Annotated in this window: 16 protein-coding genes; 7 read left to right on the top strand and 9 right to left on the bottom strand. The window is 70.1% G+C overall.

Annotated features, from left to right (window positions below):
- Window positions 1–152: 152 nt before the first annotated feature.
- The 5 genes from AB3X08_RS08000 to AB3X08_RS07980 form a co-directional block, all read right to left on the bottom strand.
- The gene (locus tag AB3X08_RS08000) at window positions 153–1,751 is read right to left on the bottom strand and encodes a serine hydrolase (RefSeq protein ID WP_369938482.1); all 1,599 of its coding nucleotides are present in this window, start codon (window positions 1,749–1,751) and stop codon (window positions 153–155) included.
- A gap of 242 nt (window positions 1,752–1,993) precedes the next feature.
- Window positions 1,994–3,247, bottom strand: coding sequence for an RNA polymerase sigma factor (locus AB3X08_RS07995; protein WP_369937465.1), 1,254 nt, complete (start codon window positions 3,245–3,247; stop codon window positions 1,994–1,996).
- Window positions 3,248–3,302: 55 nt separating this feature from the next.
- Window positions 3,303–3,710 (bottom strand): VOC family protein, encoded by a 408-nt coding sequence (locus tag AB3X08_RS07990; RefSeq protein ID WP_369937463.1) that lies wholly within the window; start codon window positions 3,708–3,710, stop codon window positions 3,303–3,305.
- Window positions 3,711–3,752: 42 nt separating this feature from the next.
- Window positions 3,753–4,175: a VOC family protein gene (locus AB3X08_RS07985; RefSeq protein ID WP_369937462.1), complete on the bottom strand. Its 423-nt coding sequence runs from the start codon at window positions 4,173–4,175 to the stop codon at window positions 3,753–3,755.
- Window positions 4,176–4,216: 41 nt separating this feature from the next.
- A complete protein-coding gene (locus tag AB3X08_RS07980; protein ID WP_369937461.1) occupies window positions 4,217–4,633 on the bottom strand; it encodes a YciI family protein in 417 nt (138 codons plus the stop codon).
- 178 nt (window positions 4,634–4,811) lie between these two features.
- Here AB3X08_RS07980 and AB3X08_RS07975 point away from each other — a divergent pair, with 178 nt between their 5' ends.
- Window positions 4,812–5,213, top strand: a complete 402-nt coding sequence (locus AB3X08_RS07975) for a YciI family protein (RefSeq protein ID WP_369938480.1) — start codon at window positions 4,812–4,814, stop codon at window positions 5,211–5,213.
- Window positions 5,214–5,325: 112 nt separating this feature from the next.
- On the opposite strand, the gene rraA is transcribed toward AB3X08_RS07975, so the two are convergent.
- Window positions 5,326–5,808 carry a ribonuclease E activity regulator RraA gene (gene rraA, locus AB3X08_RS07970; RefSeq protein ID WP_369937459.1) on the bottom strand — a complete coding sequence of 161 codons (483 nt, stop codon included), beginning with the start codon at window positions 5,806–5,808 and terminating at the stop codon, window positions 5,326–5,328.
- A 132-nt stretch (window positions 5,809–5,940) separates the two neighbouring features.
- Between rraA and AB3X08_RS07965 the strand changes: the two genes are divergently transcribed.
- Both AB3X08_RS07965 and AB3X08_RS07960 read left to right on the top strand, forming a co-directional pair.
- The gene (locus AB3X08_RS07965; protein ID WP_369937457.1) at window positions 5,941–6,771 is read left to right on the top strand and encodes a DUF72 domain-containing protein; all 831 of its coding nucleotides are present in this window, start codon (window positions 5,941–5,943) and stop codon (window positions 6,769–6,771) included.
- Between the two features lie 168 nt (window positions 6,772–6,939).
- Complete coding sequence (locus AB3X08_RS07960; RefSeq protein ID WP_369937456.1) at window positions 6,940–7,887, top strand: DMT family transporter; 948 nt, start codon at window positions 6,940–6,942, stop codon at window positions 7,885–7,887.
- A 15-nt stretch (window positions 7,888–7,902) separates the two neighbouring features.
- On the opposite strand, the gene AB3X08_RS07955 is transcribed toward AB3X08_RS07960, so the two are convergent.
- The 3 genes from AB3X08_RS07955 to AB3X08_RS07945 all read right to left on the bottom strand — a co-directional run bounded on the left by AB3X08_RS07955 (window position 7,903) and on the right by AB3X08_RS07945 (window position 11,909).
- The gene (locus AB3X08_RS07955; protein WP_369937454.1) at window positions 7,903–8,970 is read right to left on the bottom strand and encodes a sensor domain-containing diguanylate cyclase; all 1,068 of its coding nucleotides are present in this window, start codon (window positions 8,968–8,970) and stop codon (window positions 7,903–7,905) included.
- Window positions 8,971–9,052: 82 nt separating this feature from the next.
- Window positions 9,053–9,772: a pseudouridine synthase gene (locus AB3X08_RS07950; protein WP_369937453.1), complete on the bottom strand. Its 720-nt coding sequence runs from the start codon at window positions 9,770–9,772 to the stop codon at window positions 9,053–9,055.
- 130 nt (window positions 9,773–9,902) lie between these two features.
- Complete coding sequence (locus AB3X08_RS07945; protein ID WP_369937451.1) at window positions 9,903–11,909, bottom strand: DEAD/DEAH box helicase; 2,007 nt, start codon at window positions 11,907–11,909, stop codon at window positions 9,903–9,905.
- A gap of 159 nt (window positions 11,910–12,068) precedes the next feature.
- Between AB3X08_RS07945 and AB3X08_RS07940 the strand changes: the two genes are divergently transcribed.
- The 4 genes from AB3X08_RS07940 to AB3X08_RS07925 all read left to right on the top strand — a co-directional run bounded on the left by AB3X08_RS07940 (window position 12,069) and on the right by AB3X08_RS07925 (window position 13,998).
- Window positions 12,069–12,575, top strand: a complete 507-nt coding sequence (locus AB3X08_RS07940) for an RNA polymerase sigma factor (RefSeq protein ID WP_369937450.1) — start codon at window positions 12,069–12,071, stop codon at window positions 12,573–12,575.
- A 21-nt stretch (window positions 12,576–12,596) separates the two neighbouring features.
- On the top strand, window positions 12,597–13,256 hold the full coding sequence (locus tag AB3X08_RS07935; protein ID WP_369937448.1) for a serine/threonine protein kinase: 660 nt from the start codon (window positions 12,597–12,599) through the stop codon (window positions 13,254–13,256).
- Window positions 13,257–13,379: 123 nt separating this feature from the next.
- A complete protein-coding gene (locus AB3X08_RS07930) occupies window positions 13,380–13,601 on the top strand; it encodes an RNA-binding S4 domain-containing protein (protein ID WP_145707723.1) in 222 nt (73 codons plus the stop codon).
- Between the two features lie 58 nt (window positions 13,602–13,659).
- Window positions 13,660–13,998 (top strand): hypothetical protein, encoded by a 339-nt coding sequence (locus tag AB3X08_RS07925; protein WP_369937447.1) that lies wholly within the window; start codon window positions 13,660–13,662, stop codon window positions 13,996–13,998.
- The last annotated feature ends 303 nt before the right edge of the window (window positions 13,999–14,301 follow it).

The following is a 14,301-nucleotide window of genomic DNA, read 5'->3' as shown; positions in this document are numbered from 1 at the left end:
CAGCGCATCCGAAATTCAATGCACTTGAAGGAGGGGCTTCAGCCCCGACGCCTTACCGGTAAGGCGTCGGGGCTGAAGCCCCTCCCACAAATAGCCAAAGACGCGTCAGCTCGGCATTTACCAATCCCAAATCCCGAATCACGAATCCCGAATCACGAATCCCCGCTCTCGGGCGTCAGCAACAGATCCTGAAAGTCGAAGCTGAAATCGGTCAGCGGCGAGATCGCTTCCATGCGCACCTCGCGCACCTTGCCGTCGGGCGTCAACGCGAAATTGACGAAGGCATCGGCATTGAGCGAACGGTCGCGCCAGCGCACGATGAAGGTGTCGTGCTGCCAGTGCTCCAGCGTGCCGACCAGCTGCGCGGTCTTGCTGAAACGCAGTTCCAGCTGCTTGCCGCGCTGCACGATCGCCACCTCGCCGTACCACGGATCGCGATAGGTGCCGGCGTAACCGGCCAACGGCAGCGATGGCTTGGAGCGCGCATCGCGCGCGGCCTGGTGCCTGCTCCAGTCCTCGTCGGCCTTCGCATCGGCCTTGGCCACCGCGGCGGCATAGGCGGCGGTCCAGTCGGTCGCCGGCGCGCCCAGGTAAGCGTCGAGCACCTGCAGGGTCAGCGCATTGAACGCCGCGCCCACTTCCTGGTTGGTCAGCACGATCACGCCCAGTTTCTGTTCCGGCAGCAGGGTCAGCCGCGACACCATGCCCGGCCAGCCGCCGGTGTGCCAGACCAGCTTGTGCCCGCGGTAGTCGCTCAGGCTCCAGCCCTCGCCGTAGCCGGCGAAATTCGGCTTGGCCGGCAGCAGTTGCGGCACGCTCGGCTCGGCGATGGCGATCGGGGTGATCACCTGCCACATCTCCTGCTGCCGCTGCGCGCTGAACAGGCGCCGCTCCTGGCCATCGGCCGAGGGCAGGCGACCGCCGTCGAGCTGCACCTGCATCCACTTGGCCATGTCGTGCACGCTGGCGTAGATGCCGCCGGCACCGGAATTGTTCGACCAGGTCAGCGGCGGCACCGGGCGCAGGTCGCGGAAATCGAACTTGGCATGGCCGACCGCCGCGCGATCGCCGGGCTGCAGGTAGTCGCTGTTGATGCGCGCGCCGCTCATGCCCACCGGCACGAAGATGCGCTGGCGCACGAACTCGGCGTAGGACTGCCCGGAGACCTGCTCGATCACCTTCTGCGCCACCGCGTAGAGGATGTTGTCGTAGGCGTAGCGGTCGCGGAAGCCGCCCTTCAGCGGCACCTGCGCCAGGCGCCGCACCACCTCCTCGTTGCTGTAGCTGGTCGCCGGCCAGAACAGCAGGTCGCCGGCGCCCAGGCTCAGGCCGCTGCGGTGGCTGAGCAGGTCGCGCACGCGCATCTCGCGGGTCACGTAGGGATCGGCCATCTGGAACCACGGCAGGTGCTCGATCACCCGGTCGTCGAGCGCGAGCTTGCCTTCGTCGGCCAGGATCGACAGCGACGCGGCGGTGAACGCCTTGGTGTTGGAGGCGATCGCGAACAGGGTCTGCGCGTCCACCGGTTCCGGCTTGCCGAGTTCGCGCACGCCGTAGCCGCGCTCCAGCACCACCTGCCCGTCCTTGACGATGGCGATGGCGATGCCGGGCACGTCGAACTGCTTGCGCACCCGCTCGATCCGCGCGTCCAGGTCCTGCAGCGCGGGCGGCAACGCCGCGTCCACCTGGGCGGGCGCGGGCGCCTGCGCCTGCGCGGTGGCGGTCATCGCCAACAACAGGCCGCAGCCCATCGACATCGTCTTCAAATCACGCTCCTCGCAGAAAAACCGAAAAAGGACCAAGCCGGCGCCTTGCCGCGCCATACGTGCGCGGCGCGGCGCATGCCGCGGCGGCGACACGCCGGCCGTCAAACCACAGCGCGACCCGGCAGCGAGGCAGCGACCGTCAGCACCGTAGCGCTGCCGCGCGCCCCAACCCCGCACCGTGCAGCACGGAGTGTAGGACAGCCGGCGGCCTGCGCGGCAGTGCCGCGCTACAGCGCCGCCGCCCGCGCCAGCAGCGCCTGCCGCTCGCGTGCGTTGGCGGTGAGCGCGGCGGCCTGTGCGAAGGCGGCGCGCGCCTCGTCGGTGCGCTCCAGGCGCTGCAGCACATCGCCGCAGGCCGCCGCCAGCGGCGCGTAGTCGCGCAATCGCGGATCCTCGCGCAAGGGCTGCAGCAAGGCCCAGGCCGCCGCCGCGCCCTCGGCACGCGCCACCGCGACCGCGCGGTTGAGCTCCACCACCGGCGAGGGATGCAGCTGCGCCAGCCGCGCGTACAGCGCCGCCAGCCGCGCCCAATCGGTGTCATCGGCGCGGCGCGCGCAGGCATGGCATTCGGCGATGGCCGCCTGCAGCACGTAGGCGTCGTCGTCGCCGCCCAGCGCCTGCGCGCGCCGCAGCGCGTCCTGGCCGCGCGCGATCTGCAGCCAGTCCCAACGCGCCCGGTCCTGCTCGGGCAACAGCACCGGGCTGCCGTCGGCACGCACCCGCGCGGCGCTGCGCGAAGCCTGCAGCTCCATCAGCGCCAGCAGTCCATGCACCTGCGGCCACGCCGGCAACCGATGCGCCAGCACCCGGCCCAGCCGCAGCGCCTCCTCGCACAGCGCCGGACGCATCCAGTCGTCGCCGGCGCTGGCCGCATAGCCTTCGTTGAACACCAGGTAGATCACCTCCAGCACCGAGGCCAGGCGCTGCGGCAGCGCCGCCTGCCGCGGCACCTCGAACGGCACCCGCTTCTGCGCCAGGGTGCGCTTGGCGCGGACGATGCGCTGGGCGATGGTCGGCTCCGGCAGCAGGAACGCGCGCGCGATCTCCTCGGTGGTCAGGCCGCCGAGCAGGCGCAGGGTCAGCGCCACCCGCGCGTCGGCCGGCAGCAGCGGATGGCAGGCGACGAACATCAACCGCAGCAGGTCGTCGCCGATGTCGTCCTGCAGCGCATCGCTGTCGTCCGGCGCGGGCAGCGCCTGCGGTTGCAGCGCCTCGCCCCACTGCGCGTGCTGGCCGGCGATGCGCCGGTGCTGGCGCAGCACGTCGATCGCGCGATTGCGCGCGGTGGTCATCAGCCACGCTCCGGGGTTGTCGGGAATGCCCTGCGCGGGCCAGCGCTCCAGCGCGGCCAGCCAGGTGTCCTGGACCAGTTCCTCGGCGCGGCCGACATCGCCGCCGAGCAGCCGCGACAGGCGCGCGATCAGCCCCGGCGCCTCCATGCGCCAGACCGTTTCCAGGCGTTGCGCGAATGCGGTCTCCATGCGCGGCATCAGAGCATCGGATGCGCCGCCGCACAAGCCGCGGCGGCAGCCATGCTCAGCCCGGCGTGCCGCTCATGTGCGCGATCTCCCACAGGTGGCCATCGGGATCCTCGAAGCCGCGCTGGTACACGAAACCGTAGTCGCGCGGCGCTTGCGGCTCGCGCGCGCCGGCCGCCAGCGCCTTCTCCAGCAGCGCGTCGACCGCGGCGCGGCTGGGCACCGACAACGCGGTGATGACCTCGGTGCTCACCCGCGCATCGCTGAGCGGCTTGTTGGTGAAGCCGGCGAAGAACGGCTCGGTCAGCAGCATCACGAAGATGCTGTCACTGACGATCATGCAGACCGCATTCTGGTCGGTGAAGGTCGGATTGAAGGAATAGCCCAGCGCCGCGAAGAAGGCCTGGGAGGCCTCCAGATCGCGGACCGGAAGATTGACGAAGATCATCTGCGGCGTATCGGACATGGCGGTGATTCTCGAGCGAAAGGGGCGGGAATGCGCGGGCCGTCATGGCCGTTTCATGCAGTTGACCATCCACGGCTTGCCGTAGCGATCGACCAGCATGCCCCAGCGCTGCGCCCAGAACGTCTCGGCAAGCGGCACGCCGACCTGGCCACCGGCACCCAGCGCGGCGAACACCCGTTCGGCCTCCTCCACCGACTCCACCTCGACGTTGATGGTGGTGGTGCCGGCGCCCTGCGCGGCGTGGCTGTCGGCCGCCATCAGCACCGCGCCGCCGGCTTCGAGCTGGCTGTGCGCGACCTGGTCCAGCGTGCCCGGCGACATCTCGCCGCAGCCGTCCATGGTGTCGCTGGGTGGCATGTCGCGATAGGTCGTTTCCGACACGACGCTGCCGCCCAGGGCCTGCGCGTAGAACGCCATCGCCTCGTGGGTGCAGCCGTCGAAGCTCAGGAACGGAATCAGTTTCATCGGGGTCTCTCCTTGCGGTGGTGGTGTGGTGGTGACGCGGCTCAACCCGGAGCGCACGCGCGCAGGCGGCGCTGCCGGGCCTGCAGCAGATCGGCAGGCAGCGCGTCGCCCAGGTCCTGCAGGTCCAGCAACGGGCGCAGTTCGACCTCGGTGCCGGGCTCGAACGGGGCGCGCTTGAGCCACTCGGTGGCCTCGTCCAGCGAGCGCACCTGCCACAGCCAGAACCCGGCCAGCAGATCGCCGCTCGCGGCGAACGGACCGTCGATCGCCTGCCGCCGCTGCGGCGCGAAACGCACGCGGCGGCCGCGCGAACTGGGCTGCAGACCTTCGGCGGCGAGCAGGACCCCGGCCTCGGCCAGCCGATCGTTGTAGGCGCCCATCGCCCGCCACGCGTCCTCGCTGGGCAGGCGCCCGGCCTCGGAGTCGGCGGTGGCCTTGACCAATACCATCACTTTCATCGTGTCCTCCACGGGTGCGGCCGCTGGCGGGCCGTGCATTGGGTACGACGCCGGGGGAAGACGAAAATCGACAGGCCTGCGCAAAAAAGTTTTCGGGACGCCTGGATGCGGCGGCGCAACACACGGCCGCGCCGCGCTGAGCGATCATGCGTCTCCCGTTGCCGCCGGCCGCTCGCCCATGCAATTCCTGCTGCTGATTTACATCGACCCGTCCTTGCTGGAGGCGCTGCCCGCCGAGGAATACGACCGCCTGATGCGCGATTGCCTGGCGCATGCCGACGCGCTGCAGGCCGAAGGCACCCTGGTGCTGGCGCAGCAACTGCAGCCTGTCGCCACCGCCCGCACCCTGCGCTCGCGGCAGGGCCAGCTGCGCATCACCGACGGCCCCTTCGCCGAGACGCGCGAACTGCTGGCCGGCTTCAATCTGATCAATGCGCGCGACCACGACGAGGCGGTGCGCATCGCCAAACATTTCCCCTGGTCGCGCTTCGGCAGCATCGAGGTGCGGCCGCTGGCCGACATGGACGCCGAACGCGCCCGCGTCGGCACCGCAGCCGCGCGCCGGATCTCCGCTGCATAGCCGCGCCGCGCCCGCCCGGGCGCAGCCTGCCCCGGAAATAGCGCAGCGTCGCGGGTGCCACGCGCGTGGCGCAGCGATTCGGCAACGTTGCAGTTCTGCTGAAAAGACCCGCTTACACCGGCAGCAGCGCCTGCGCGGCGACCAGCACGCCGTTGCAATCGGCGTACAGCCAGTGTCCAGGTACGAACGCCACGCCGGCGAAGGACAGCGGCACAGCGACTTCGCCAAGACCGCGTTTCTCGGTCTTGCGCGGACACGCGGCCAGCGCCTGCACGCCCAGCGGCAGCGCCGCCAACGCTTCCACGTCGCGGACGCCGCCGTGGATCAACAGCCCGGCCCAGCCGTTGCGCACCGCGTTCTCGGCGATCTGGTCGCCGAGCAGCGCGCAGCGCAGCGAGCCCTGCCCGTCGACGACGATGACGCGGCCGGCGCCGGGCGTGGCCGCCAGTTCGCGCACCCGCGAATTGTCCTCGAAACAGCGCACGGTGACGATCTGCCCGCAGAACGCGGCGCGGCCGCCATAGCTGCGGAACAGCGGTTCGGCGACCTGCACATCGGGGTGGTCGTCGCACAGGTCGGGCGTGGTCCAGCGCATGGTCGCTCCGGGCAGTGGCGTCGCCTGGATGGTAGCGCGGCGCCGACACGACGGCAGCCGCAGCAACCATGCACACGACGCAGGCGCGGGCTGCGGCACAATTCGCTTCCCTGTCCGCCCGCGTGTACTGCCATGAACGATCTCTTCGACTCCGCCCCGGCCGCGCCGGACGGCATCCGCGTCGGCATCGGCGGCTGGACCTACGCGCCGTGGCGCGGCGGCATGTTCTACCCGCAGGGACTGGTGCAACGCCGTGAGCTGGAATACGCCAGCCGCCACGTCAGCAGCATCGAGATCAACGGCACCTACTACGGCACGCAGAAGCCGGATACCTACGCGCGCTGGCGCGACGAGGCGCCGGCCGATTTCCTGTTTTCGGCCAAGGCGCCCAAGCGCATCACCGGCATGCGCAAGCTGGCTACGGCCGGCGCGCAGATCGAGGACTTCGTGGGCGGCATCGCGACGCTTGGCGACAAGCTCGGCCCGCTGGTCTGGCAGTTCGAGCACGGCCGCACGCTCGACCTCGACGAGCTCGCCGCGTTCCTCGAACTGCTTCCGCAGCAAGCCGGCGGTCGCCGCTTGCGGCACGTGCTGGAAGTGCGCGACCCGGCCTGCGTCGGGCCGCGCCTGCTGGAGCTGGTGCGCCGCCACCGCGTGGCCACGGTGTTCACCGATTCGCCCGACTTCCCGTCCTTCGCCGATCTCAGCGCCGACTTCGTCTATGCGCGGCTGATGCGCAGCCGCGCCAACCTGGCGCACGGCTATACGCCGAAGGAAGTGCGCGCCTGGGCGGCGCAGGCGCAGGCCTGGCGCCGCGGAGAGGATCCGGACACGCTGCCGCATGTCGGCGCGCTGGCCGCCAAGGCCAAGCCGCGCGAGGTCTTCGTCTATTTCATCAGCGCAGCCAAGGAACGCAATCCGGCCGCGGCGATGGCGCTGCTGGCCGAACTCGGCAAGCGCTGAGGCGCAGCGCGCAGGGCTGGATGAGGGTACAGGCGAAGCCTCGTGCTCCCAACGCCGCGAGTCGCTTCGCGCCGCACCCTCACCCCAACCCCGCTCCCGACGGGAGAGGGGGCTCTCCCATTCCGACTCACCGTCCCCCCCCCAGCCTCAACGCGCGACAATAGCCGCATGCCCCTGCACCCCACCAGCAAAGCCCAGCTGCAAATCCACTTCTGCGTCTTGCTGTGGGGGATCACCGCGATCCTCGGCAAGCTGATCACCCTGCCGGCGCTGCCGCTGGTGTGGTGGCGGATGCTGATGGTGGTGGCGGCGCTGGCGCTGCTGCCGCGGGTATGGCGCGGGCTGGCCGCGCTGACCCCGAAACTGGCGCTCGGCTATGCCGTGGTCGGCGCGTTGGTCGGCCTGCACTGGTTGACGTTCTACGGCGCGATCAAGCTGGCCAACGCCTCGGTGGCGGCGACCTGCATCGCGCTGGCGCCGGTGTTCACCGCGGTGATCGAACCGTGGGTGGCCAAGCGCCCGTTCCGTCCCAGCGAGCTGGTGTTCGGCCTGGCGGTGCTGCCGGGTGTGGCATTGGTGGTCGGCGGCGTGCCCGATGGCATGCGCGCCGGCGTCGCGGTCGGCGCGGTCTCGGCGCTGCTGGTCGCCGCGTTCGGCTCGCTCAACAAGCGTCTGGTCGACCATGCCGACCCGCTGACCGTGACCGCGCTGGAACTGGGCGCCGGCACCCTGACCCTGACCCTGCTGGCGCCGCTGCTGCCGTTCGTGCTGCCGGCGCTGAGCGGCCCGTTGCTGGTGCTGCCGGGCCTGCACGACACCCTGCTGCTGCTCGCGCTGGCGCTGCTGTGCACGCTGCTGCCGTTCGCCCTGGCGCTGGTCGCGCTGCGCCGGCTCAGCGCCTACGCGGTGCAGCTGGTGACCAACCTGGAGCCGGTCTACGCGATCGTGTTCGCGATCGTGTTGCTGGACGAGCAGAAGCAACTCACCGCGCTGTTCTACCTGGGCGTGGCGGTGATCCTGGGAGCGGTGTTCCTGCATCCGCTGCTGACCCGCGACAAGCCGGTGCAGCACCCGGAACTGCTGGCGACCTCCGAAGCGAAGAACGCGCTGGAGTGACTCCGCCGGCGCGGTTCACTCCGCCAGCGAAACGCAGTCGCGGCCGGCGCGCTTGGCCCGATACAGGGCCTGGTCGGCGCGTTTGAGCAACTGATCGGCGTTTTCGCCCAGCTGTTGGGTGGCCACGCCGAAGCTGGCGGTCAGCGGCACGCCGAGCTGCAGCAGGGAGACTTCCTGGCGCAGCGTCTCGCATTCGTGCATGGCCTGCCGCGCGTCCAGGCCAGGCAGCAGGATCGCGAATTCCTCGCCGCCGTAGCGCGCCACCAGGCTGCCCGACGGCGCGTGCGTGCGCAGCATGTCGGCCAGCGCCATCAGCACCGCATCGCCCTTGTCGTGGCCGTGCAGATCGTTGATGTGCTTGAAATAGTCCAGGTCCAGCAAGGCCACGCTGAGCGGCACGGCACCGAACTGCGCGGTCTCCGCGTTGACCATCAACGCGGTGGCGAAGGCGCGGCGGTTGAACAGCCCGGTCAACGGATCGGTGCGCGACTGCTCGAGCAGGTCGGCGTTGAGCGATTCCAGCGACGCCTGGTAGCGGGCCAGCTGCTGTTCGTAGCGTTCGCGTTCGCGCAGCTGCAGCGCCAACGCGTGGCTGGTGCGGCGCAGCTCGACCAATTGCATCACCTGCCGCGACAGCGCCTGCAGCGCCACCACCTGCTCCGGCTCCAGCGTGCGTGGGCGGCGGTCGAGCACGCACAGCGCGCCCACCGCCAAGCCCTCGCTGTTCAACAGCGGCGCACCCGCGTAGAAGCGCACACCGACCTCGGTGACCAGCGGATTGAACGCGAACCGCGGGTCCGCGGCCGCATCGGTGACCACCATCACATCCCGCGGGGAAAGAATGGTATGCCCGCAGAACGAGGCGTCGCGCGAGGTGCTGAGCAGGGTGACGTTGCGCTGCGACTTCAGCCACTGGCGCTCGTCGTCGACCAGCGAGATCAGCGCCGATGGCGTGTCGCACAGGCTGGCGGCGATGCCGACCAGGTCGTCGTAGGTCGCTTCCGGCTCGGTGTCCAGGATCTGCAGCGCATGCAGCGCGCGCAGGCGGTCGGCTTCGTTGTCGGGCTTGCGTGGCTTGATCACAGGAGCGGGCGGCGGGCGGCGGATTGCATGGCGAGTATCGCCAAAATCGCCGCCATTGCCAGTGAAGGCGGCGCGGCCCGGCTTACCAGTCCTGGCGCTGCGGCAGCAGCCCGCGCAGTTCCTGCTCGGTGAGGTTGCGCCATTGGCCCGGCTTCAGCGCGCCGAGCTTGATGTTGTCGATGCGCACGCGGCGCAGTTGGGTGACGCGGTAGTCGAACGCTGCGGCCATCAGCCGGATCTGCCGGTTCAGGCCCTGCTCGAGCACGATGCGGAAGCCGAACTTGGCGATCCGCGCGGTGCGGCACGGCAGGGTCATTTCGTTGTGCACGCGCACCCCGCGCGCCATGCCGCGCAGGAACTCGTCGCTGACCGGCTTGTTCACCGCCACCAGGTATTCCTTCTGGTGGCGGTTCTCGGCGCGCAGGATCTCGTTGACGATGTCGCCGTTGCTGGTCATCAGGATCAGCCCCTCGGACTCCTTGTCCAGGCGCCCGATCGGGAAGATGCGCTGCTCGTGGCCGACGAAATCGACGATGTTGCCCTTGACCTCGCTCTCGGTGGTGCAGGTCACCCCGACCGGCTTGTTCAGTGCGATGTAGACGTGGCGGCGCCCGGATTTCTGCTTGGCGCGCGCGCGCAGCGGCTGGCCGTCGACCTGCACCTCGTCGCCCTCGCCCACCACCGCACCGATCCCGCCGGGCCGGCCATTGACGGTGACGCGCCGCGCGGCGATCAGCCGGTCGGCCTCGCGGCGCGAACAGTAGCCGGTTTCGGCGATGTGCTTGTTGAGGCGGATGGACATTGGAGCAGGGATTCGGGAGTGGGGATTCGGGATTGGCAAAAGCAGAAGTCCGCTATCGGCAGCGGCACGAGGCATCGCAGGACTGGGGACCGAGACGAATCCCGAATCCCCAATCCCCAATCCCGGCTCTTCAGCGCTTCGGCGGCCCCTTGCGCGGCGGGCGCTCGCCGGCGCCGCGGTCGGCGATGCGGGTGGCGGCGCCCGATGGGCGCGGACCGGCCGCGTTCGGGCGGCCGCCGGGCTTGCCGGCGCCACGCGCGAACTTCGGCTTGAACGGCGCGCTGCCGGCGTCGTCGCCGTCGAGCTTGCGCATCTGCAGTTGTTGGCCGGAGACCCAGACCTTCTTCAGGTGGGTCAGCAGCTCGCGCGGCATGTCCGCCGGCAGGTCCAGCACCGAATGGTCGTCGTGGATGTCGATGCGGCCGATGTACTTGCTCTCCAGGCCGGCCTCGTTGGCGATCGCGCCGACGATGTTGGCCGGCTTGACCCCATGCTGGTGGCCCACTTCGATGCGGTAGGTCTCCATGCCCACTTCCGGCTCGCCGCGCGGCGCCTTGGGCGCCTTGTCGCGGCGCGGCGCCTCGAAGCTGCCGACATCGCGCTGGTAGTCGTAATCCGGGCCATGCCCGGCCGGCGCGGGACGCGGCGGACGCGGCGCGCGCTCGCCTTCATCGCGGCGCGGCGGGCGCGCCTCGCGGTCGAACTTGGGCTCGAACCTGGGGCGTTCGGTGCGCTCGCCGCGGTCGGCGCGCTCGCGGCGCTCGGCGCCCGGTCGCTCGAAACGCTCGCCCTGCGGCGGACGCGCGCGCTCCGGCGCCAACAGCAGCGGCGTGTCGCCCTGCAGCAGGCGCGCCAGCGCCGCGGCCACCTCGACCATCGGCACGTTCTTCTCGGCCTCGAACTTCTGCAGCAGATCGCGGTACATGTCGATGCCGCCGCTGGCGATGGTCTCGCTGATCTTTTCCATGAAGCGGGTCACGCGCTGGTCGTTGACTGCGTCCACGCTCGGCAGCTGCATCTCTTCGATCGGCTGCCGGGTGGCGCGCTCGATCGCGCGCAACATGCCCTTCTCGCGCGGGCTCACGAACAGGATCGCCTCGCCGCTGCGGCCGGCGCGGCCGGTGCGGCCGATGCGGTGCACGTAGCTTTCGGTGTCGTAGGGAATGTCGTAGTTCAGCACGTGGCTGATCCGCTCCACGTCCAGGCCGCGTGCGGCCACGTCGGTGGCGACCAGGATGTCGAGCTTGCCGTCCTTGAGCTGCTGGATCACCCGCTCGCGCTGCGCCTGCTGGATGTCGCCGTTGATCGCCGCGGCGGCCAGACCGCGCGCCTGCAGCTTCTGCGCCAGCTCGTCGGTACCGGCCTTGGTGCGCGCGAAGATGATCATCGCGTCGAACGGCTCCACTTCCAGGATCCGGGTCAGCGCATCGAGCTTGTGCAGTCCGCTGACCGCCCAATAGCGCTGGCGGATGTTCGCCGACGTGGTGGTCTTGGAGGCGATGATGACTTCGGCCGGGTCGTTCAGATAGGTCTGCGCGATGCGCTTGATCGCGGTCGGCATGGTCGCCGAGAACAGCGCCACCTGGCGCGAGTCCGGCAGCTTCTTCAGCACCGCCTCGACGTCGTCGATGAAGCCCATGCGCAGCATCTCGTCGGCTTCGTCGAGCACCAGCGTCCTCAGCTCCGACAGATCCAGGGTGCCGCGATCGAGGTGGTCGATGACCCGCCCCGGGGTACCCACCACCACGTGCACGCCGCGCTTGAGCGCCGACAGCTGCTGCACGTAGGGCTGGCCGCCGTACACCGGCAGCACCTGGAAGCCGGGGATCGCCGCGGCATAGCGGTGGAACGCCTCGGCGACCTGGATCGCCAGTTCGCGGGTCGGCGCCAGCACCAGCGCCTGCGGCTTGCGCTGGTTGAAATCCAGCCGCGACAGGATCGGCAGCGCGAACGCGGCGGTCTTGCCGGTGCCGGTCTGGGCCTGGCCGAGCAGGTCGCGGCCGGTCAGCAGCGCGGGAATGGTGGCGGCCTGGATCGGCGACGGCGACTCGTAGCCGACGTCGGAGACGGCTTTCATCACAGCAGGCGAGAGGCCGAGATCTGCGAACAGCAGCGGCGCGGGGGTATCTTGGGACATGGGAGACTCCGGAGGCGCCGCAGAGAACCGGCAGGCGCAAAGAAGCACATTGTGCGCCTTGCCGGGCCGCATGTCGAAACCGGGTGAACGAAGCCGTTCAGGCGTGAGAAACCCCGGCCTGCCGCGAATCACCTTGCAGACCCTTCCGCGACCCGCCCGATGCCCGACGCTCTCACCCCCGCCGCAGCGCCTCCCGCCGACTTCGCCACGCTGTTGCAGGCGCACCGCGGCATCGTCGCGAAAGTGGCCGGCAGCTATTGCCGGGATCCGGACGATCGTGCCGACCTGATCCAGGAGATCGCCGCGCAGGCCTGGCGGGCCTTTCCCCGCTACGACCAGCAGCGGCCGTTCTCCACCTGGCTGTACCGGATCGCGCTGAACGTGGCGATCGGCGACCTGCGCGGGCGCAGCCGGGCGCACCGGCAGACCCTGCCGCTGCAGGACCTGGACATCGCCGACCCGCACGCCGCCGACCCGGAGCGCGAACGCCAGGTGCAGGCCCTGTACCGCTTCATCGCGCAGCTGCCGGCGCTGGAGCGGGCGCTGGCCCTGCTGTACCTGGACGACCGCCCGCAGCGCGAGATCGCCGAGATCCTGGGCATCGGCGAAAGCAACGTCTCCACCAAGATCGGCCGCCTCAAGCAACGCCTCCGCGACGAACTCTGACTCTTCCACAGGACCCGACCCATGCATCCCGACGAACTGAAACACGCCTGGCTGGCGCTGGACCAGCGCCTGCAACGTCACGACCGCCTGCAAGCGCAGCAGCTGCGGCAGCACAGCCTGCAGCGCGTGCAGCGCAGCCTGCGCCCGCTGCTGTGGGGCCAGTTCCTGCAGGTGCCGTTCGGCCTGTGCTGCATCGCCCTGGCCGGCCTGCTGTGGAGCCGCGGCGGCACGCTGCCGGGGCACCTGATCGCCGCCGGCGTGGCGATGCATGCCTACGGCGTGGCCACCGTGGCGCTGGCCGGCATCGTCCTGGGCCGGTTGCTGCACATCGACTACAGCGCACCGGTGCTGGAGATCCAGCGCCGGATCGCGCACACCCGGCGCTGGTACGTGGGCAGCGGCGTGGTCTGCGGACTGTCGTGGTGGCTGCTGTGGGTGCCGGTGTTGATGGTGCTGGCCGCGCTCGCCGGCATCGATCTGCTGGCGGCAGCGCCGGCCGTGGTGTGGAGCGGGCTTGGCGTCGGCGCGGCGGGTCTTGCCGGCAGCGTGTGGCTCTATCGGTGTTCGCGCTATCCCGCGCGGCCGCGGCTGCAGCGGATCGTCGACGACAGTCTGGGCGGCGCGAGCCTGCGCAAGGCCAGCGCTCTGCTCGACGAGGTGGAGCGTTTTCGGCACGACTGAGTGCGCAGCCGTCGCGTCGCGATGCGTGCGAAGAGGCCCAGCGCAGCGTGCGCGGCGCGAAGTCCGAGCGTTTCCTCCGCGAATGACCGACAATGGGCGCCGATTTCCGAACAGCGTCCCCCAATGCAGACCATCGATCTCCAGTTAGAAAGCGACTACGTCGAACTCAAGCACCTGCTGAAACTGACCGGCGTGTGCGACAGCGGCGGCGCGGCCAAGACCGTGATCAGCGAAGGCCAGGTCCGCGTGGACGGCGAAGTGGAAGTGCGCAAGGCCTGCAAGATCCGCGCGGGCCAGGTGGTGGAACTGGACGACGTGCAGATCCGGGTGATCGGCAAGGCATGAGCGTGAACGGCGCGCCCTGCGCGTCGCGTCTGCGGCCGCCGCGCACGGCGGTCGCGCCATGCTGATCGACATCGGCGCGCGCAACATCGCGCCGTCGGCGGACGATCCGCTGCACGACGTCTACGCACTGTCGATCGACCCCGACGCGGCGCGGCCGTTCTGCCTGTCGCAATCCATTCGCGGCGGGCATGCCGAACGCGGCGGCGCCATCTTCCTGGGCCTGGACGAACTGGACGGCTGGTGCGGCGACTGGCGCCTGCATCTGCGCCGCGCTGGCTGCGACTGGGCCATCGCCCCGATCGAGGCGGCGCAGCGCGCGGGCGATGTGCAAGGCGCCCTCGCCCTGCTCGTTGCCGGGGCTGAAGAACGCCGCATCGGCGGCACGCCGCGGCGCTAGGCGCTCGCTCGCATCTGTGCAGGCAGCGATATTTTTTGTGGGAGCGACTTCAGTCGCGACGGGCTTACCGGTAGAGCCCGTCGCGACTGAAGTCGCTCCCACAACGACTATCCCAAGCGAATAGAGCGGCAGGCACCATGCGCCGACGCCGGCTTTTTGTAGGAGCGGCTTCAGCCGCGACCGGAACCTTCCTGACACACCCGGTCGCGGCTGAAGCCGCTCCTACAGGGTGTATGCAGGCCCACGAAAGAAGCGGGATGCCGCTGGCGTGGCACTAAGCGTCGCGCTGGCTCGCCAAGCGAC

It is taken from the genome of Xanthomonas sp. DAR 34887, assembly GCF_041245805.1.
In the GTDB taxonomy this organism is placed as follows: Bacteria; Pseudomonadota; Gammaproteobacteria; order Xanthomonadales; family Xanthomonadaceae; genus Xanthomonas_A; species Xanthomonas_A tesorieronis.
The sequence above is the reverse complement of the archived record's forward strand: the minus strand, read 5'-3'. Positions and strand labels throughout refer to the sequence as shown.